Annotated in this window: 14 protein-coding genes and 1 pseudogene; all 15 read left to right on the top strand. The window is 40.9% G+C overall.

Going from position 1 to position 21,832, the window contains the following annotated elements:
• Positions 1–59: 59 nt before the first annotated feature.
• Positions 60–1,304 (top strand): phage tail sheath family protein, encoded by a 1,245-nt coding sequence (locus tag ABR397_RS19260; RefSeq protein WP_350307149.1) that lies wholly within the window; start codon positions 60–62, stop codon positions 1,302–1,304.
• Entirely contained in the window at positions 1,304–1,774 is a 471-nt protein-coding gene (locus ABR397_RS19255; RefSeq protein WP_350307148.1) for a phage tail protein, read from the top strand. The genes ABR397_RS19260 and ABR397_RS19255 overlap by 1 nt, the downstream gene beginning before the upstream one ends.
• A complete protein-coding gene (locus tag ABR397_RS19250; RefSeq protein ID WP_350307147.1) occupies positions 1,771–1,947 on the top strand; it encodes a DUF5908 family protein in 177 nt (58 codons plus the stop codon). The genes ABR397_RS19255 and ABR397_RS19250 overlap by 4 nt, the downstream gene beginning before the upstream one ends.
• Entirely contained in the window at positions 1,947–2,621 is a 675-nt protein-coding gene (locus tag ABR397_RS19245; protein WP_350307146.1) for a CIS tube protein, read from the top strand. The genes ABR397_RS19250 and ABR397_RS19245 overlap by 1 nt, the downstream gene beginning before the upstream one ends.
• A complete protein-coding gene (gene vgrG, locus ABR397_RS19240; protein ID WP_350307145.1) occupies positions 2,618–4,231 on the top strand; it encodes a type VI secretion system tip protein VgrG in 1,614 nt (537 codons plus the stop codon). Before ABR397_RS19245 ends, vgrG begins: the two co-directional genes overlap by 4 nt.
• 43 nt (positions 4,232–4,274) lie before the next feature.
• Positions 4,275–4,694 (top strand): GPW/gp25 family protein, encoded by a 420-nt coding sequence (locus ABR397_RS19235; protein ID WP_350307144.1) that lies wholly within the window; start codon positions 4,275–4,277, stop codon positions 4,692–4,694.
• Positions 4,691–5,110, top strand: coding sequence for a hypothetical protein (locus ABR397_RS19230; protein WP_350307143.1), 420 nt, complete (start codon positions 4,691–4,693; stop codon positions 5,108–5,110). The genes ABR397_RS19235 and ABR397_RS19230 overlap by 4 nt, the downstream gene beginning before the upstream one ends.
• A gap of 11 nt (positions 5,111–5,121) precedes the next feature.
• On the top strand, positions 5,122–7,755 hold the full coding sequence (locus ABR397_RS19225; RefSeq protein ID WP_350307142.1) for a baseplate J/gp47 family protein: 2,634 nt from the start codon (positions 5,122–5,124) through the stop codon (positions 7,753–7,755).
• Positions 7,756–7,769: 14 nt separating this feature from the next.
• On the top strand, positions 7,770–10,565 hold the full coding sequence (locus ABR397_RS19220) for a peptidase associated/transthyretin-like domain-containing protein (protein WP_350307141.1): 2,796 nt from the start codon (positions 7,770–7,772) through the stop codon (positions 10,563–10,565).
• A 132-nt stretch (positions 10,566–10,697) separates the two neighbouring features.
• The gene (locus tag ABR397_RS19215; RefSeq protein WP_350307140.1) at positions 10,698–11,564 is read left to right on the top strand and encodes a tail fiber protein; all 867 of its coding nucleotides are present in this window, start codon (positions 10,698–10,700) and stop codon (positions 11,562–11,564) included.
• 63 nt (positions 11,565–11,627) lie between these two features.
• Positions 11,628–13,436 carry a contractile injection system tape measure protein gene (locus ABR397_RS19210; protein ID WP_350307139.1) on the top strand — a complete coding sequence of 603 codons (1,809 nt, stop codon included), beginning with the start codon at positions 11,628–11,630 and terminating at the stop codon, positions 13,434–13,436.
• Between the two features lie 9 nt (positions 13,437–13,445).
• Complete coding sequence (locus ABR397_RS19205; RefSeq protein WP_350307138.1) at positions 13,446–15,530, top strand: ATP-binding protein; 2,085 nt, start codon at positions 13,446–13,448, stop codon at positions 15,528–15,530.
• A 24-nt stretch (positions 15,531–15,554) separates the two neighbouring features.
• Positions 15,555–16,145, top strand: a pseudogene (locus ABR397_RS19200) (DUF4255 domain-containing protein); the annotation flags it as partial.
• Positions 16,146–16,213: 68 nt separating this feature from the next.
• Positions 16,214–16,999 (top strand): ADP-ribosyltransferase, encoded by a 786-nt coding sequence (locus ABR397_RS19195; RefSeq protein WP_350307137.1) that lies wholly within the window; start codon positions 16,214–16,216, stop codon positions 16,997–16,999.
• 136 nt (positions 17,000–17,135) lie between these two features.
• Positions 17,136–21,704, top strand: coding sequence for a hypothetical protein (locus ABR397_RS19190; RefSeq protein ID WP_350307136.1), 4,569 nt, complete (start codon positions 17,136–17,138; stop codon positions 21,702–21,704).
• Positions 21,705–21,832: the final 128 nt, after the last annotated feature.

Below are 21,832 nucleotides of genomic sequence, written 5' to 3'. Positions count from 1 at the left end.
TCTGTGAAGCGAAATAGCACCTACGGGCGCTATTTCCCACAACATATGAAGGTGTGATTATGATGGAGATGAATTTTCCAGGTGTCCAGTTTTCAGACATCCCATTAAGTCGAGTGCAAGCAGATATCCCTACTGCGGCGCCGGTATTTATCGGTTATTGCGAAAAGGGTAAAGCAAATACGCTCTATACCATTACGGATTGGATTGATTATCAGCATCAGCTCGGTCTTTATGATCAATCCCAACGTAGTATTTTGGCTTATGCCATGCGGCATTACTTTGATAATGGTGGCGGAGCGTGTTTTGTGCTCTCTCTGGGGCCTTATTCGGTGGTGAGCAAACAAGCATTCAGTTCGGCGTTGGTTGATGAAAAGGTGAAGCAATTAATCTCGGCAGAACCCGCGATCACGCTGGTGGCGGCGCCGGATCTGAGGTTGTTGGGAGACGAAGATGGCGCTGAAAAAGATTGGTTGTCATGCTGGCAAGCATTGTTAACTATCTGCCAGCAGCGGAGCGGGTTGTTTGCAATATTGGATACACCCGAAACGGCGGCTACGGTAGTCAGAATTGCGCAGGACATTGAGAAGAGTTCTCAAGGTATGTTTATGTCAGGGGCGGGGTATTGGCCCTATCTGGAAACGAGCTACATGCAAAATAATGGTGATTTAAATTCGCCGTATGTTGTGGTGCCTCCGTCGGCAGCGATTGCAGCAGTGTATCAACATGTTGATCGTGAACAGGGTATCTGGACTGCGCCAGCGAATATAGCGCTGGCCGAAGTGGTCAGACCGACTCAGTCTTATCAGGCAGGGTTATCGCTGTTTAATAACTCAGGTGTTTCCCTGAATGTTATCCGCAGCTTTCCTGGTCGCGGTGTGCGGGTTTGGGGCGCACGTACCTTGTGTTCTGCCAATAGAGGGGTGAACACGCCCTGGGTGTATATCCAACGCCGTCGCTTAGTTTCTTATATTGAAGCCAATCTGAGTGAAATTGCGCGCTTTGTAGTATTTGAACCCAATAATGAGATCACTTGGTTGAAACTCAAAGGACAGGCATCCACTTGGCTACGTGAACTATGGCGACAAGGCGCGCTTTTTGGTCAACAGGAAAGTGAAGCTTTTCAATTATTTTTGGGTCAGGGTGAAACCATGACTCAGGATGATATTCATGCTGGCCGATTAATTATGCGTGTTTCCCTGGCATTACTGTCACCGGCTGAGTTTATTGACTTGAACCTGCAATTTACCACTAGTGAAAGTAATACCCGGCAACAAGCTTGGGTATTGAACCGGGGGGAATTCTGATGAGTATCGTATCTGAAATATTTGAACCCTCAGTATCGCACCGCTTTATGGCGACCTTCTTCTTTGGCGGCATTATCCCCAGCCCGGTAGATATTTATTTTCAGCAGATTTCAGGTTTGAGCCGGGAATTAAATGTCAGTACTTATCGTGAGGGAGGCGACAATAGCAGTAACTTATACCTGCCGGAAAATATTCAGCACGGATCGTTAGTTTTGCAGCGGGGTGTGATGGCCATCAGTCCGTTAACGTTAAATTTCAATCAGGTGCTGAGTGGTATTTCATCAAGCTATTTAAATGTTGTTGTCATGCTGATGAATCACCTTTCATTACCGGTATGCAGTTGGGTTATCAGTAAAGCGTTACCGGTGAAATGGAGTACCAGCGATCTGGATGCTAACAGTAACAGCATTTTGCTTAATACCCTGGAGCTACGTTACCGGGATATGCACTGGATGGGGATAAAAGCATGACTATTGAGATCAAAGAATTGGTGATCCAGGCGCGGGTCACCTCTCCGGAAACCGTGGCATCACCTCCGGTAGCGACCTTATCTCAACTGGGATATCGGGAGCAGGCTCGGTTGATTGATGAAATTACCCGAGCGGTACTGGAAAAACTGCGTGATGAGCAGAGGAGGTGCTAATGGGACTTTTAGATATCGGGCTGGCAAAACTGACTATCACGGCATTTAGTGACCGGGAGATGAAAAGGAAGAAGGGCGAAATCAGGGCAATGTATAACCCTGATAGCATTCAGCTAAATTATCATACTGATTTTACAGAAGATTTATTTATAAATCGTGATAAAGAAGTCAGTAAATATCAAAAAGTGCGTCCGGGGGGATTAAGTTTAGAACTGCTGTTTGATGCTCGTTTACCGGGCAATACGGCGTCATTGGATAACCAACTGGCTAACTTACGCAGTTTGTGTTGCGAAGTGGATAACGCAAATAACGAACCCCAGTTTTTGCAGGTCAGATGGGGCAAGATGAACTGGAATGGCAATGGCTATTTTGCCGGGCGTATGGCTAATTTAGTCGTGAATTATACCTTGTTTGACCGTGATGCGACACCTTTGCGGGCTAAAGCAACATTATCGTTAACGGCTGATGAGAGTCTGGAAGTGCAGCAGACATCATTCAATCCCAATATAGCGGATATGAATATAGTCAGTGTGCCTGATGTCAGCTCGTTGGCATTGATTGCCGCTTCTCAGGAGGTAGATTATTTGACTTTGGCTGTCACCAATGACCTTAATAATTTGGACGATATCCAGCCTGGGAAAACATTAATCGTGAACCAAGGAAGTGCATCATGAGCCCGGTTAACCCCAGTGCATCGTCGTTGAAGCTGGTGCTGTGGGTGGGAGGAAAAAAATTAACCGCATTAGCGCCGTTGTTGATCGAAATTCAGGCCGAAGTCAATCGTATCCCAAGCGCTAAACTGGTATTGAATACTGAGGGTAATACGCTTGCACAGCTTGATGCTGAAACAGAAAAGGAAGTCTCGCTTTGTATGCCGGGCAGTACATTGCGTGTGGACGCTAAGTCGGGGCAAACCTTGTTTAGCGGCATTGTCATGAATCAATCACTGCGCTTACAAAAAGGTCGCTCAGAGTTAACACTGATGGTGGTTCATCCTCTGAAACGTTTAACCGCCTCGTTACGTAGCCAAGTTTTTATGGATGAAAAAGAAGGGGATGTATTACGTGAATTGTGTTCCGCGCAGAACATCAAGGTTAATAAGCTGGCAGGGATGCATGTCACCCATCCGCAGATGGTGCAATTTACTTGTTCTGATTGGCAATTTATCACTGCCCGTTTACGCGCTAACGGTGTTTGGTTGATCCCTGAATTGGATGGTATCAGTGTAATAAAACCCGCATTGTCCGGGCATGCTGACCATATCCTTGATAACAAGAGTAAACAAGGGGTGGGTATTGAAGAAGCCGAGTGGCGATTTACCTGTCAGGAACAACCAAAACAATTAGCTGTATCGGCGTGGGATATACAGGAACAAGCTATGTCACGCATCAAGACGCCGACATTGATATCTCTGGGGAATGAGGCCCTCGATCCGAAGAAGTTAGCCACGTTGAATAATAGTACCTGGCTCTTGGCGAGTAGTCAGTCATTAGCTGAGGAAGAGCGGTCTGCACTGGCGGATGGGCGTTGGTTGGCACAGCAGGCGGCAGGGATCCAAGGGCGTTTTACCGTAGAAGGCAATGCAGCATACCAACTGGGCCAAACATTAAAAGTATCAGGTTTTGGCGCCTCTTTTGATGGTTCTGCCCTAATCACCGGAGTACAGCACCATATGAGTAAGGGGGTCTGGCGTACCACTCTGCTGATTGGTCAGCCGTTATTACAGGATGTGGATGCGGATTTAGTTCCCCGTGTTTCTGGTGTGCTGACGGGGGTGGTCGCGAGCTATCAAGAAGATCCGGCCAGACTTAACCGATTGCGGGTCAAAGTGCCGGAGTTAATGCAGGATGACAAGCCATTGTGGGCGCGTTTTTCCACACCTTATGCCAGTAAAGAGAGCGGATTGTGTTTCTATCCTGAAGCGGGGGATGAAGTTGTTGTCGCTTTTCTTGCCGATGATCCTTGTTATCCGGTGATCCTCGGCGCCATGCATAACCCGAAAAACCCACCGCCATTCCCGCCGAGCGCGGAAAACAGTCGAAAAGGAATTGTGTTCGGCCCGGGCGATAACAAGCAGCAGCTGATGTTTGATCATCAACAAGGTAGCGCCACGCTGCAAGTGGGCAAAGATAGCCTGACGTTGCATCAGGGTGTACAGCTTAACAGTGAACAGGATGGGGTGCTCTCAGCGAAAAATCTGACGCTAGAATCGAAGCAACAAATCGGGATATCAGGTAATAGCGGTGTAAAAATTAAAGGCGCTAAAGTTGATTTAACCAATTAACGGATGACTCAGATCCGCTGACAACCGGTTATCAGAGGTGAAGATGAATAACAATCTCACGAAGGTTTATGGCCGTGGCTGGGCATTTCCCCCCAGTTTTACTCTGTTGCACGGCGTACAAATGGCTGAGGGCCAGGAAGATGTGCACCAGAGTTTACGTATCCTATTCAGTACTCAGCCGGGGGAACGCATTATGCGTTCAGACTATGGTTGCGATTTACAGAGTTATATGTTTACCAACATCCGGGAAGAATTGCTGGCGCAGGTGAAAACCACCATCAATGATGCCATGTCGCGCTACGAACCACGGGCGGTAGTTGACAACGTACAGGTGGTACAACAGCGGCAAAATCCCAATTTATTACAAATACAGGTGACTTACCGGTTGCGTGGCAGCGATATCGTTCAGCAGCTGAAAGGGCAGTTAGATATTGGTGATGGCCGGGGCGTGGGGGTGATATGAGCGACATTATTATTGTTGATGGTGATCAACTGCAATTTGAACCGATGTTTGGTAATCGGCAAGTGATGCCGACCGGTCCGACAATCATTCACGGCAGTGGTCAATTAACGATTAATCAAAAGAGAGTGTGTATTCTTGGTGACGAGATGAAAGTTCAGGTTCCGGCGACATATCAGATTCCCGGTTATACCCCAGGAACTGGCATGCTGACCATTGCCGCGTTGGATAGCAGCCAGCAGACTCCCCGATGTAGCAGTGGTGCACCCTTGATCGTTAAAGGGCGGCAATTTATCGCCCGCTTTACGCCGATTCAGCCTGCTCAGACTATCGGCCCGACACCGACGCCAGACCTATCTGCACCCAGTATGGGAAAAGGGCGGATTATCTCTAGCCAATTTTTCGCCACTGCGGGATAAGGGAGTTCATCATGTTTGATTTAAGAACCTCAAGTGATAGCGCAGATAATCGTTTTACGTTGGATGATCGGACTATCGAAGATCTATTGGTGTTTCTTCAGAACTATAGTAAGGAGATCCCATTTGATGAATTAGGCTCTTACTGGGATAAAATTTTCCTGGCGCCAAACAACGCTAAGAAATTGGCGGCGCTTTATCAGAAACCTGATCAGGCTGATGGCTCATTGAGCCCACATCAGGCGTTGCTGTTGGCGTTTTATCGCTTGCTGGAAACGCCAACAGCGTTATTGAATCGCTTGCCTGCCATGCATCGCCAGCTTTATTACTGCGGCTTATTAGGTTTGAAACCGAGGGGAATGGTTCCTGACAGGGTGGCGTTGTCCTGTCAGTTGGAGAAGGGGATTCGCGAAGTATTACTACCGGCTGGCATGTTGATGGATGGTGGTCAAGATAGCCAGGGCAACCCGGTCCAGTATGCACTGGAAAATACTTTGCTGGCGAATCAGGGCCAGTGGAGCGATTTGCGTTGGTGCCTGCCGGGGAAGAAGCCTATGGTCTTATTCGACCAACAAGGTAAGGTGCCATGGCCGGATAATGGTGTACGTTTATTTGACTCAGCAGGAGATGATCAAACGGTGGTCACCGGGCGTGTCGTTGGCTCTGGGCTGTTGGCAATGTCCGGTGGTGAACGGAAGATTACGGTGACGCTGGCGGACGATAAAACAATGCCTGAGAATATTCAGGGATATGTCAGTAGTGGTGGGCAGTGGTTAGAACTTAGTGTTGATAAAGAAGAGCCTCTCACCTTTACCCTGCCTGCCACGGCGGGAGCAATTACTCCGCCGGTTGGATTGGATGGTTTTACCTCGGCGGTACCGTTACTGAAATTAAGTCGTCATGACGGGCAGCCAGTACCTAACGTGACAGAACTTCGTGTTGATGTGACGGGTTTCTCGCAGGTGATGTACAGCACGGATGACGGGGTCGATAAAGTGAACAGCGCCAGCTACCCGTTCGGCCATAACCCTGTCATAGGGAATGGTTTTAATCTGATAGCCGCAGATTGGTGTAATAAACCACAGACATTGACTATCACGTTGAAGCCGGAGTGGTTGGATTTGCCCGGGATGTCGTTTGATAAATGGTATGCAGGCTATGATAGTCAGATTGGTAATAATGATGTTTTTAAGGTGGCATCACCTCATATTTCAAAACAATCCAGCAGTTTATTTGCCTCTGGAAGTCAAAGCGATGTTGTTCCGACAGCGCAGGACATCGAGTTATCAGTGAAGAATCTGACGGGGCAGCCTATTAACAGTGTTGATCCCCTGGATTGGCAAGCCTGTTGCCGGCTAGAGCTAAGTGGTCATGATTTTTTACATCAGAAATATCTGACCTTGCTATCCCAGGGAAAAACAGGTCTAAATCCACCCTATACTCCGCAGATTAAATCATTGGTTGTGAGTTACAGCGGAACAGACACTGATATCAACGAGCAATATGTGTTAACGCCATTTGGTTATGGTACTGAACAGCAGGTTAGTGCAACGGCAGTTAATGATGATCATCCTCAGTTGTATCTGGGGTTCAGCAATATCGAGCCAGGGCAAGAGTTGACATTATATTGGCAACTGCAAAGCCCGCAGCCACAGGTAATAAGTTGGCAGTATCTTGATCAGGAAAATCATTGGCGCTCTATGGATGCCACAGTGAATGACCATACTGATGGATTATTCACCTCTGGTTTGTGGTCTGCTCCTCTACCGAAGGACGCTGCTCAGAGTGCGCAAATGCCTGCGGAGCGTTATTGGATTCGGGCAATAGTGACAACACCTGTCGAGTCAGATAAATCAATATCTATTTACCCCCGCTTACAAGGGTTGCGAACCAATGCGTCGGCGGCCATTTTGGCTAACGGGGAGTCATTAGATGACACTCATTTTCTCCAGCCATTACCCGCAGGGACTGTGAACCAACCGGTACAACGGCTCAAAGGATTGGCGCAGGTGGAACAGCCTTGGCCATCACGCGGCGGCCGTATGGCGGAATCTGAGCAGGCATTCTTACTACGGGCGGCTCAACGATTGGCCCATCGAGGCAGGGCGCTGACTTGGCCTGATATGGTGACATTGTTAGGTGAACATTACCCAGAGATTGGTTACGTGCACATCCCTCTATCTGAGCAGTTATCAAGTGTACCTGCGCGAACAACACAGCAACTGATCGTGATTCCTGCTAATGGCGAACAGGACAATAACAACTTATTGCAACCCAGATTTACCCAAGCGCGTTTAGCCGCAATGAAGGATTACCTGCAAGCATTGAGCAGTCCTTGGGTAGAAATCAGCGTGGTCAATCCTGACTACTGTAGTGTGCGGGTGAAATATGAGGTGGAGTTTATGCAGGGAACTAATGAAGATTATGGCAACTACCAGCTACAACAGCGGCTGGAACGACAATATATGCCGTGGGGATGGGATGGACAGAGTCGTGCCGTCGTCGGCACTGTGTTGGATTATTATTCCATGGTTGCGTTTATTCAACAGGTGCCTTTCGTCAAGCGGGTGGAGAGCTTGACACTTAATGAGAAACGCGAATCAGTGGTTAGCAGTGATACACAGGTATTGATTTTAGAAATCAGTTAACAGAGAAGATCATTATGAGCGATAACAACACATTATTTTCTCAGGCGCGCGACAGCATCCATTTCGATACCTTGCTGGAACAGGGAATGGCATCCATCGACATCTATGCGGGACAACAATGGACCAGTACCAGTGAGCAAGATCCGGGGGTGACATTGTTGCAGGATTTTTGTTATGGCATCTCTGATCTGGCTTATCGGCACTGTTTGCCATTGGTGGATTTGTTGACGCCAGAGCAGAAAGAACAAGGAGAGGGGATATTTCCTGCTGCATTTGGACCTCAACAAGCCTTAACATGTGGACCGGTCACGGTAGATGACTATCGTCGTGCGCTGTTGGATCTACACAGTAGCGATAACGATGATGAGAAATCGCCAGGCTGTTTCTATTTCCGTAATGTACAACTGGTGCGGGAAGAGGAGAGTGAACAATATCAGTATTGGTACAACGCCGATTCGGATCAACGGGTATTTACCTTTAAACAGCCGAATTCATCTGCGACTAAGTTAGTACTAAAAGGCAACTATCATCTATATCTTGAGCTGGCGCGTGGTGCGACTCAAGAGCAGGCAGAACCGGTATTGAACGATTTTTTAAAGAAAAACCGGAACCTATGTGAATCGGTTCGGGAAATTACTTGGGCTGCCCCTCAGGTGTTCGCAATGCAGTTAACGTTGGAACTGGCAGACGACTGCATCGATTATGATAGGGTGTTGGCGAATCTTTATATGCTATCAGAAGCTTACCTGAGTCCAATGGCTGTCCGTGCTTCTGCAACTAAGTTGGGGGAGCAGGGGATAAATTGTGAGGCAATTTATCAGGGGCCACATTTACATCATGGTTGGATTACGAAATTACCTGCTGAACGTGTTTATAATCAGCCGGTTAAAGTGGAACTGAGTCCATTAGTTAATATCTGGCTGACCATTGATGGTGTAAAAAGTGTCACTCAATTAGATCAAAGTAATTTAAATCCTTGGTCTGTGAAAATAGAAGCTAATAAATACCTGCAATTGTGGGGTGCTGACCCGGTTAGTTATCTTATAGGTGACAATAGCCCAGTTAAGCTCTATAAAAAAGGTCAACGTTGCCCTGGTGAAAGAACCAAAATTAATGATTACATCATCGCCCCACAGTTAATTACTGAGAAAGATGTGGTCATGCTTTATGGCCGCAATCGTAGTCTGGCGGATTATCATACGCTAAGTGACCGATTACCGCTGTGTTATGGTCTACAGCAGTTGGAACCGTCAGTGCAACAGAAGCAACTGTATCAGTTTTTGCTACCATTTGAGCAATTGCTGGCTAATGGTTGCCAACAATTGGCGTTATTACCTGATCTACTGGCATTTAACCGTACTCAATCAACACCCGTATGGGGCATAAAATGGCCATTTGCTGATAACAGCATCGCCAATAAAGTACATGAGCAATATTTCACTAAATTGAATAAATATTTAGAGGAATATAAGAATGATAGCGACAAAGAGTTGGCGGTAATTAATTACTTACTGGGCTATTTTGGCAGCCAGCGTTCGCCACGCACACTGACTACGGATGAAAATGATTTTCTCACTGTGCAGCGTAGCTATCTTAATCAACATGCAGAACTTGGCTATCAGCGAGCGAATATTCAAATTCAGAGTGTCTCGGCATTACAAAAACGAATAGCTGCTCGTTTAGGCATAGGGAAAAGTTTGTTTGTGCCGAAGCCTGAAATGGATGATCTGACATTTTATTTGGTTGAACATCGGGTATTGCTACCCGCGTTACCTGACGCTCAATATGATGAAGAGCAGATCCCCACGTCAGCTACCAATGATGATCAAAATTTTCAACTGACAGTGACAGTGAAAGAAGGGCATCCACTGCATATTGGGTTAATGATTGATTTAATTATCAAAGACAATGATGGAGCGGGACGGGATTACACGTTATCGACGGTGATAGTGAAGGCGATAGAGGTAAAGCCGGAAGGCACATTATTATCCTGTAGTTTGCAGGATAATGCCCAGCTTAAACGTAATGTGACACACCTGATTAAGGCGTCTGATGATCACAAATTACGTTGGAAAAACAGCGATATTTGGCTACAGGATATGTGGTATCCGTTACATTATGATTCAGATACCGGCCTTGATATTGGAGAAAAGCGCATTAAGGCTACACCGGATGCGCCTTATCCCACGTTACTAAAGGCCAATGACCAGATAGTATTGCATTACCATTTCACGCCGAATGGTGCTTTACAGAAGGATACAGACAAGCCTGTCATTGCGCAGGTGGTGAAAGATAAAATGGACTGGATTAATGGCAGTTTTGTGATTAAGGCGAAGGAAGAAGGGGGTAAGCTACCTGATGATGACAAGAACTACCGGTGGTATATTGATCGTCAACCAATGGAAGATCGCTTCTCTTTTATGGTGAGTCTGGTTTTTCCACAATCGCTTTTAGAGAATATTCAGAATAAGGTGATGGCTGAGAACTGGATTAAACAATGCATTTCAGCGGAAATTCCGTGCCATATTTCCTCATTGATTCACTGGTTGGATGAGGAAGCGTTTAAGGCCTTTGGCACGACCTATGAAGCCTGGCAGCATGACGGGATGCCATTGGGTGATCGTTCCTACCAGTTGTTAAAACAGTTGACTTTGGGAACAACACTGGGTGAGCTGGATGGTATTGGACATATGCGTATTGCTACAGAGCAGCAGCGTACAGAAGTGGTGGGGCAATCTGGCAAAGAGTGGAAAGAACAAGTTATTACGGATAATGAACTATTTTTTGTGCCGAAGAATGCAAAGGAATAAATAGCAAGATTATTTTCCTATCTTATAGCGTAGCATTTTTAAAATTTAAATATACGGGAAATAATATCAGTCATATTTGCTGACATTTTCTCGTAGCTCAATGTTGTCAATGATTAATAAGTGAGGTTATTTATGTCAGATAAAGAGAAAAATACATCTGTAGTCGATCAGAGTGTAATTAGTAGCACGGGTCCAAAAACTGATGAATTGAAAGATAAATTTAAAGCAAAGTCGATTCCACTGGAAACAGATTTTTATGACTTGATTGATATTGCAACTGTAGGACGTGATGCTTTGGGTCAAAATCCTGATCAAGATGGGAAATTAGGTATTGGTTTAGAATCTGAAGATGGTGGGGATACTTTTGAGACGGGCAAGAAGATCCAGATCAAAGCCGGTAATGGTATCACTGTTGATTCAAGCGGTATTAGTATTAATCTCAGTAACATACTTCCTAGTGGAGTGATTGTGATGTTTTCAGGGCATGTAGCACCTACTGGTTGGGCTTTCTGTGATGGTAGTAAAGGAACCCCAGATTTGAGAAGTCGTTTTGTGATGTGTGGTGAAACCATTTCTGAAACAGGGCAAAGTGATAATAGAGCCAGTGGTAGCGAAAATGAAAAAAATTTCTTAAAAGAAACCGAACTAACTAAAGTTTCTGTAAATGTCACTGTACAAGAGGCAAAATTAACATTAGAACAAATACCAAGTCACTATCATTTATCTGGTATATCTTTCTCGAATAATAGTACAGGGTTTAATTATGGTTCATCCAATATACCATTGGAGAAAAATAAATATAATTCACTGGATAATGCTACAGATACTCCTTTAGAAGCTACTCAGTGGAGTGCCGATGGGGCTTATCAAGCAAAAACATCAAACGTAGGAGGAGATAAAGGACATAAACATAATGCAAGTGCGGAATCTCCCGAACATTCTCATAATGTTAATGTTATTCCACCGTACTATTTATTAGCTTTTATTATGAAGCTTTAATTCTATTCCACATTGGCAGATTTAAATAACATGTTAATTATCAATTAAAAAGAGAATGTTAATATGATTTTTTCTCCAAGGTTGTTAAATCGAATTATCATTACTATTGAAGCTAATAACCCACAGACGGCTAGAAAAGTATTGTATAGTTCCTTACTTAATCAGTATGATGTAAATAACTTACTCAATTCATTTTTTAATGAATATACTCTTAATCAAGATATATACTTAGAAACATTAACATTAGACCTTGGGGAAATAAGCTTTCATGACTTTAATTCACTCTTTCCTCTGCGGCTTAATGTTGCTCTCAAACAAGCACTAAGTAAATATCAACTATATAATAATGAGGGTAAAATACACCTGAAAGAATCAACACCACGAAAACTTAACCATAAATTTCAACTATCAGGTAATGATTGTTTAATTGATATTAAGGGGTTTGTTCAATATTTACACCGAAAAGATTCCTTATTAAATCCGATGGAGGAAATAACAAACAATAAAATGACTGATGCCAATATTAAGAAATTCATTGATCAATTAACATGGATAGAGAACAAATGGGTGTTATTATTGGCAAAAAGTTGTTTATCTGAACAGAGTTTGCAACGGCTTTTAGCTATTAGACAACCTGTTTTATTAAATATCATTAGCTTCAGACTATCGGAGAAAATAAATCTATCACTGTATCAGGAGGAATTTGTTTCCCCCGAACAATTAATACTCAATGCGCTGGAATATATACAGCGGCATAACACACAAGATATACCCAAACCCGATACGCAAGTCATATCACGTATCACGACTGGGCTAAATAATGGAGCACTTAACATCGCGGTTGTTATTAAGCTATTTCGCCAAGCTGAAGTTTACAATTCCTCATTAGATGAATGGTTAGAGCAGCTTTGGCAAACAAAACCCATTTCACAACTATGTGAAAAACACCTCTCTATACGGGAGTACAAGAATTTACTCAATCGCTTTGACTATAAAAACCAGCCTCTCAGCGAACACCCTTTACAGCAAATGATTTCTGTTGATTCAACATTCACGGAGATATTGCAGATGTTAGCAACGGGGTATAAGAAAAATTTACCACAATTAAATCAGCATCAACTTTCATTAATAGCGACAGCCATTCAACAAGGAGAAGTCAAAACACAAAATATTCTCCAACTGTTTCAACATCCTGTATTATTCAGTAGCGCAGGTACAACTTGGTTAGCACCGTTATGGCAATTGACTCCTGTTTCACAGTTATGTAAAAAACATCTTTCTACTCAGGAATATCAATATTTGTCGCAACGCTTTATGTCAAACCACAGGGTAATTAGCGGAGAGCAGCGAATATTACCTGCATATCCCCTTTCACGTCAGGTAAGTAATGCTGGCATATTAATTCTGTGGCCGATATTACCTGCACTGTTTAATCAGCTTGGTCTGCTTGAAGAACAAAAATTTATCCATCGTCAGTCTCAGTTCAGCGCTGTTAATTGCCTTGATTATCTGATTTGGGAAACCGAAGAGGCACATAGGGAACGAAAAGTCCTGAATAATGTTCTATGCGGGTTAATAACTGATGAAGACAGTGAATCAATCCCTTTTGAGCCAGAAAAACAGTTAATAATAGATCAATGGCTGGATGCGGTTATCAGCCAACTTCCCGCCTGGAAAAAATTAAGTCACAATGATGCCCGCCAGCTGTTTTTACAACGACCGGGTAAATTGTTGATAAATGAACTGGAAATTAAAATCACGATACAGCATCAGCCATTTGATGCGCTATTAGCTGATTGGCCGTGGCCATTAAATATCGCAAAACTTCCTTGGCTGGATCGCCCTTTACTGATCGACTGGCAAAACATTTAGCAGGTTTATATGGACTACCTACTGACAAATAACCCCTGTAGTGGGGCTGAATTACGCTGGATTTATCCCCATCTGGAACGTATCGATTTGCGATTACAACACTACTATTATCAGAAGAGAAACCTGTATGATTCATTACCGGGAAGTTTTTTACTGGCCGAAGATGAGCTAGAACAACATTTAGCATCACCACAGGGTAGACCTCATTGGTTAACTAAAGTGAATAATTCTATTAGCTATTCAGAAACCAGGGAAAACTCTGCCCTTGATACATTGTCATTGTTGATCGAACGTTTTGAACTTACCGAATTTGAGCGTGATGCCTTACTGTTAGGTTTATTACCGCATTTTGACAGCCGTTACCATGCACTATTTGCCTCTCTAAATGGTAACAATAAAAAGCAGTGGCCCAGTTTTGCTTTAGCGATTGAATTATTTAGCCAACGCCAAAGTGACAGACAATTACTGCAAAACAGTCTTCTCCCGCAAACACCGTTAATCAGTAACCATTTGTTACAGCTCAATAACCGCGAAGAATCCATTTGGCTACAAACACAATTTCTAACTCACAGAGCGGTCTGGCATTTTTTATTGGGACAACGAGTTATTTTACCTCCCTTAATAACCTGTGCTAACTGGCAAATTACTGCCTCACATAGTTGGTATCCGCAAGCCCTTTGTCATTCACTTGAGAAGATATTATTGAATGAAGCCGACGAAATACGCCCATTGGTAATACTTAGGGGAAAGCAAGACAGCGCCAGAGAATTAACAGTCAGCAATATTATGGAATCTCATGGTATTAATACCTTAACCTTTGATTTAGCCTGCTTGCCCGACGAAGAAAACCTTGTCACGATATCCAGCTTATTGGCGGATGTAATAAGGGAAACCCGGTTACATGATGCCTGTTTATTGATCCGCAATTTCTCTTTGCTTACAAAGGAAAAGAAAATATTGCATCACGAATTATCTATTTTACTAAATCAACCGAAACTAAAAGTCATTTGCCTGGTAGAACCGGGAGATTCATTAGTCTGGATTAAACATCTGCCAATGGTGAAAATTGATATGCCGGTGGTGACGTTAGCAGATAGAAAAACAATGCTGAAAGCAAGTTTACCGGCTCATGTCACTCAGGAAATTAATATTACTCAGCTCTGTCAGCGTTTTTCATTTACACCGGAAACATTACCGTTAATTCTTGAAGAAGCTTATCAATATCAACTACTCCGGCAGCCAGAAGACCAATTAAAAGAAACAGACCTGCGTAAGGCATTAAGTTTCCGCGCTCAACAGAATTTCGGCAAACTGGCTCAACGCATAGCTCCAAAGCGCAGTTTTGATGATTTAGTGGTTTCAGATGCATTAGCTCAACAGTTAAAAGAAATCATCGCGGCCATTCATTATCGTGACCAGATTCTGGGTGTTGGTTTTCAGGAAAAAATAAGTTACGGTACGGGGATTAGTGCATTATTTTACGGTGAATCAGGTACTGGCAAAACGATGGCCGCAGAAGTGATTGCCGGGCATTTGGGTGTAGATTTGATTAAAGTCGATCTTTCTACAGTGGTCAATAAATACATTGGTGAAACCGAAAAAAATATCTCCCGCATTTTCGATCTGGCCGAAGCGGATGCTGGGGTGCTGTTTTTCGATGAGGCGGATGCCCTGTTTGGCAAACGTAGTGAAACCAAAGATGCTCAGGACAGACATGCGAATATTGAAGTTTCTTATTTATTACAACGATTAGAGAATTATCCGGGGTTAGTGATTTTAGCCACCAATAACCGCAGCCATTTGGACAGCGCGTTTAATCGCCGTTTTACCTTTATTACCCGTTTTACTTATCCTGATGAAACATTGCGTAAAAAAATGTGGCAAGTAATCTGGCCTGAAAAACTTAAATTATCCGATGAAATTGATTTTGAACATCTGACTAAACACGCTGATCTGACCGGTGCTAATATCAGAAATATTGCTTTATTATCATCAATATTAGCAGCAAATGATAATAGTGAACAAATTGAGAATAAACATATAGAGCGGGCAGTGATCCTCGAATTAAATAAAACGGGTCGATTGGTTTTTTAAACATTGAATAAAATTGGAGTTGATATGACAAGTATAATTGATCCTAACAATGCTATCGTAGAGGTTAATAAAGCATTAAATGATATTTTATCACAGTATTTAAATGCTTCTGGTCAGACTATTGATATTCGTTTTGATTTGCCAGAAACAAACTCAATCCCGTCGGAGCCTACAGTAAGTGTATTTCTCTATGACATACATGAGGATCTGCAATTACGTTCTGCCGAACCAAGACGTTATAGTCCCGCGAATAATTTATTATTACCGGGATGGGTCAATATTAATTATAATTATTTAATTACTTACTGGCATTCGAGTAAGCCAGGTGGAAGTTCCAATCCTGACAGTAAGCCTGATAATCAGGCAGCACAAGTAATGACATATGTTTTGAAAGCATTGATTAACAACCGTCAATTACCTGAAATTCCTGGGGCATATACTAAAGTGATTCCACCGCAAGAAAACCTAAACAGTTTAGGTAATTTTTGGCAGGCTCTAGGCAATCACCCACGCCTTTCTTTATTGTATTCAGTGACAGTACCTGTACAACTTGAAGGTATTCAAGAAGATAATATAACCGCGGTTAAGCAGACGTTTGCTTCTGTGGATCAAAAGTAAATATAAATATCTTTTTTATATTTTACTAACATACTCATTGTTAAAAATAAATAGGTGATAATTCCATGGTAAATGTTAACGACCTCAAAAAAATGTTTGAAAATAGCAGTCAAGGTAAAAAATCGACAAATCAGTTAATGACGCCTAAAAAATTAGAGAAGAGCAACATAACTTCACCTCTTGAATTAAATAAACTAGGAAATAGTGAAGTTAAAAAAAGCGAAAAAAATAATAAACAACATCCTGAGAATATTAATGTTGGACTGAAAGTTAGTGGGGGCGGAGATTTAGAAAAATGGATGCAAAGTAATATAAATATTTATAACCAATTATCTGAAGAAAATCGAGCTGCAATACAACGTTATACTGGAGGGAAGTATAGAGTATATAATGAAAAACTGAGATCTGGGAAAATGTTCGTGAATATAAGAAAATCATTGGATGAAGTGATAACTGCTTTGGGAGAACTACCCGATTATAGTGGAGAGGTATACCGAGGCGCAGCTTTGAAGAAGGATATAGCAGATAAATTAAAAGTTGGGGATATTATATTTGATCCTGCATTTTTATCAACCTCCGTTGATAAAGAGTCAGCAGAAGGCTTCCTGAAAAAATCATCCAAAAATGAAGGAGACTTAGGCTATTTTATGTCACTGAATGTTATTCATGGTAAATCTTTAATGGATCCAAATCTGACACAGTTTTCTGAAAGTGAAGCAGAAGTTCTATTACTTCCTGGAACAAAGATAGAAATCACCAATATAGAGTTTAAAAATTCCAACATTTATATTTATGGGAAAGAAATTGAATCAACAAGTCAAACTCCAATAAATATTTATAATGGTGTATAACGAGAGCTATCTCAGGCGTTATTTGATAATGGCTTTGTACTAACAGTCATTATCAATATCCTAAAGATTTATAATGAATTTTTTATTAATATAAATAAATATTCTATTATTTATATTAATAATTTCGGAGATGAAAATGCCCGGATACGAAGAGTTAGTTAAAGATAATAACGACACAGAAGTAACGACTGCTATTAATAATAGGAATTCATTGGTTCAACAAGTTTCAATAGCTATGAACGATGATGAAAATGAAGTCAATATACCCATGTTACCAATGGATGAAGATGAGCAGGAATCGGAAAGTAATATTTCATCTTATGGAAAAATTATTAAGGCTAGCGCTATCGCTACTGCGGTAGCTGCTGGATTAGGTATTATTGCATTTATTCCGACAATAGTAAAAAACGTAAAATCAATGTGGGCACCTTCTCCATCTTTTCTGGATTTATTACCGGAAGAGGAGCGTGAAGAGTTTGAAGAGTTTTGGGATAAGATGGAAGCCGAGAGAATTGAAAGAATAAATCCAACGCCTGCTTTACGCATACCCACGGTAAAAGAAGCATTACTCAATATTTTTATGAATAATCCTACTGCGTTACCATTGCCGACAAGAGAAAGTGCAAATAGTATCAACCTAATGGAAGCAACAGAAACAACGGGATATTCCAGTCCAAAGACCACTGGAATTGGTACGATGGTGCCATTTAACTCTGGAAAGAACATGCGAAATAGGAAAAATAGAAGGGAGCTTCCTAAAGGAAAAAGTGTTTATTCTACGCCCGATAATATTCACTCTCTAACAACAATATCACAAAAAGTCGGTTCTGAATTAGATGAGCAAGAACCGGAACATCAACAGGAAGTACAGAGTGATCAGAGTATTTTTCAGGAGCAGAATAACCTTGATAATATTAATTTTAATCTCAATGAAACTCAATGGGAAAATTATTATAAGACATTTGATGATCCAAAAAATAGAGATGTATTTGATATGGCTTTGGAGGATTATTTGTCGGGAGATGATGTTTATGATAAGGAGAAAAATGATCTTTATAAGAGAATAAATGAACTCGAAAGAGAGAAGAAAAAAGTAGATAAAAACATTAAATCTAATCCAGATATCTTGGCTCAGGAAAATAAATTAAGAAATTTGGATGATATGATTAAAGATTATAATAATAAACTAGAAAAACTTAATATCTTTATGAAAGATGAAAAATCATCGTATAAAAACTATAAATCAATAATTTCAAAGATTGATTATCCGATTTATATAAGAAGTAATGATTCTAATGGAAATGTTAAATATATACCTGATATAATAAATTCTTTAATTGATAAAGTTAATGGAGTGACTACCAATATCAATGACGGAGAAACGGATTTTTTAATTGATAATGAAACTAAATTAGATCTTATTTATAGAATAATACATTACTGTAGATATTTTGAATTGCTAACAAATAGTTATCAGAGAGTTTTGTTGAATGTTGATAAAATAAACGAAGAAATTATAAATAAAATTGGAGAGCATCGTATTTCAAATGATTATTTGGATATTTTAAAAACTAATGAAATATCTTCATTTATACAGCAACAAAAAGACCATCAGAATATAACAGTGACTATCTCCGATGAATTATCTGAAGGATATTATCTTGAAGTTACACTGTTGAATGCAATTGTTTATTGGATGATGATCAATAAATCTTTTAATATTAATATGTTGAAGGATATTTCAGTATACGCTGTTCTAAAAAAATATCTAACGGATCAACGTCAATATAATCCAATGATGAAAGTATCTACCCTACCAAAAGGATATTATTCTTCCTCTGATTTTGAAAGAAGAGAAGAGTTTGATACTCAAAAAGAATTCACAACTCAATTTAATAAGTATAAAGATGAATACAGCAATTATGAAGCAACCATATTAACTAAACAACATCTCTCTTCTTTGGATCTTGGCGTGACTGCTATGGAAATTGTGACATCACCGAAAAAGGTTTTTTCTTTTTCCATAACTAATCATATAGGAAAAGTTAATATGTTAGAATTAGCATCTGGTAATTGGTTATTAATTTCTTTCATTGATGGTGGGATAAAGATGAAGAAATATACACAGGAGGAAATAAATAATAATAATTTCTTGAAAGCCTTGGTGAAACCAAATGCTAGATTTAATCCTGAATTGATTTATGATCGTGAAGTTGCTCGTAATGTTATGACAAATAAAAAGATTTTCCCAGGTAGACGTTTTGGTAATATGAAGGATTCAGATGGTTCTTCTTCAAATAATAATTATCAACAATTTTGGCATGATTTTTATGGAAATAAAATTAATATAACAGAACCAATTTTTTATATTAATAATCCTGATAGAGAATTTCCAGAAAAACTTAATACTTTTAATATAATTGAAAATCTTTTAAAAGAAGGTTTGGATAATATTGCGGATAAAAGTAAAATTATATTGGATGATGCATCCTTCTTACATACTGTTGCTACAATAGTAATTCCTTTTTATGATGTCATTTATAAAGAAGTTACTGATAGCCATCATAGTTTAGATACTAATGATGTGGTTTCTATCGTTTTTGATTCGATAAGTGTCATTATCACTGTTATGACATTGGGTTTATCAATATCAAGTCAAGTATTAACGAAAATTACGACTAAAACTGCTGAACTTAGCGTCAGATATTCTGGCAGAGCGTTATTAAGGGCAGTAATCAGAGAATTGCCCTCGATGAAACTTCTGAATGCTGGTCAGGTTTCCCGTCTATTAGCCAGTGGTATTATTGATTTAATCGAACCTTTTCCTATCAGAGATATTTTTCGAGGTACTTATAAGGGCCTTAAAAAATCAAGTTTTTTAAAAAAAGGATCCAAAGTACGAAATAAAGCGGTTATTGAAAAAACTGGAACTAATATAGGAAAAAGCCAGGATATGGTTAAAATGCCTGTGAATTATTCAGGGCTAGGTCATAGTAACCCTGTACGAGATGCAGCACGTACAAGTATGCTTTCGGGAAGTAGTCAAGATGTCTGCTGGAGCTTTGCAACGGATGTGTTGCAAAAAGCAAAAGTGGTTACTGACACACAAGCTCAGATATTGATTGATGGGTTGAAAAAAGCTGCTCAATATAAAGGAATTAGCAACAGTGGGCGAATTGATAACTTATTCGAAAGCCCTCGAAAGATAACGAATACTGAACAGTTATTACGTGTGAAAGAAGGGGAAATGCTGGTTTTCATGGAAGTTGATCCTAATATGCCTAATAAAGGAGCGAAACCCGTCCATGTGGTTGCCAGCATCGGCAATGGCAGATTTGCCGGAATGAAAAATAGTGCGTTGGATAACTCACTTGGTGATGGTAAAAAGATCATAACGGCGGAACAATTGGGGAAATTTGAAGGGGAAGGTTTAAGGCGCCATGACTTAGCTAGTTCACCTTTATTGGATATTTATGCCGGTTATCCAGTGGAAGCACAAGCACGGTATGGCAAATCTATAAAAGAAGTTGCTCAGTCTTTAACATCATCAGGTCAAACAAGTGATATTGGAAAATTTATTTCTGATCTTTTGGAGCAATCTGGTGAGCTAGCCTTTGAGCAGGCATCAGCTTTCAATGATGTTGTAAAAGCACTTCTGGATCCAAACAATGTACAGAGAACGGTTGAGCATCTACTAACTAACAAAAGAAATATCAATAATATTGCTGATCTTACTACCTTATCTAAAGGGACCGTGGTTGTGTTTCAAGAGAGTGAATATTCGGTCAAAAACCTTATGATCAGTTTGGGTGAGGGCGAATTTGCAATATTCAATCCAGAGAATCTTGGTTCATCATTTAATCATGCGGATACCGTCGTCGCTTCGAGCCAATTTGGCGAGTTTTCCAATGGGAAATTGGGCGCTTATACCGTAGTCGCGGGGCAAGTTAATGTAAATTCGATGCGGAAAAGTGCACTTCTTGGTAAAGATTCATCTTTTGGATTAAACGGTAACAAATTGCATATCAAAGTCCACGGTGCCCCTGGGATTGTTAACTATATGGATGCGATAGAGTTCTCTGACATTGTTCGTGGCTTAAGTTTACGTACCGATGATGCCATCGACTTTAGAATGGTAGGCGCTATCGAATTTCAATCTTGTTATGGTGCATTTGGTAAGCAGTCTTCAGGGCAAATACTGGCTGATAAGTTAGGAAAAAAAGTGACTGCTTATCCATTGAAATATAGCGGGGCAATTGCTCAAAACCCTGAATGGTGGAGGCCGAGACCAAAAATATTTGAACCACGCACTTTAAATGTTGGTGAGTTGGATAGAGCACATAAACAACATATGAAAAACCATAACTTCTGGGAAAAATTATTGGGTTTATATAAGGGCGGTCCAAGCTTACGGCGTAGTAGGCGAGAAGTAAATCCAATTGCCAGTCCGTTTGAGTCGTTGATTGCTGATGTTGCTAACTTAACTTTGAATAAACTCACTGTAGATAATTTTTTACAGTTACATCCTGAATATTTTGGAAAAAAGAATGAGCTTTATACTGTCATGCAAACAGAATTGGCCTCTTTGCTTAAGTTAGCCACCCCAACAAATGCAGATTCTTTTGCTGAGTTATGTATCGCGATTCTTTCGTTGAATCAATTCTCTTTTGATTTATTGGATAATTATCTTTCAGATGATGTGTAGTGAGTTTATTCCTAGAGTATATACCCGTAATCATTGAAGATGCTTGATTTTATCCGAAATGGAGATCATTATCCTCGCTATGAAAATATTTATTACATCAGAACAAAAAATCAAACTTGAACGTCTTC

The sequence above is a fragment of the Photorhabdus viridis genome, from assembly GCF_040256935.1.
GTDB classification, from domain to species: Bacteria; Pseudomonadota; Gammaproteobacteria; order Enterobacterales; family Enterobacteriaceae; genus Photorhabdus; species Photorhabdus viridis.
Note: the sequence above shows the minus strand (reverse complement) of the source record. Positions and strands in the feature narration are given on the sequence as shown.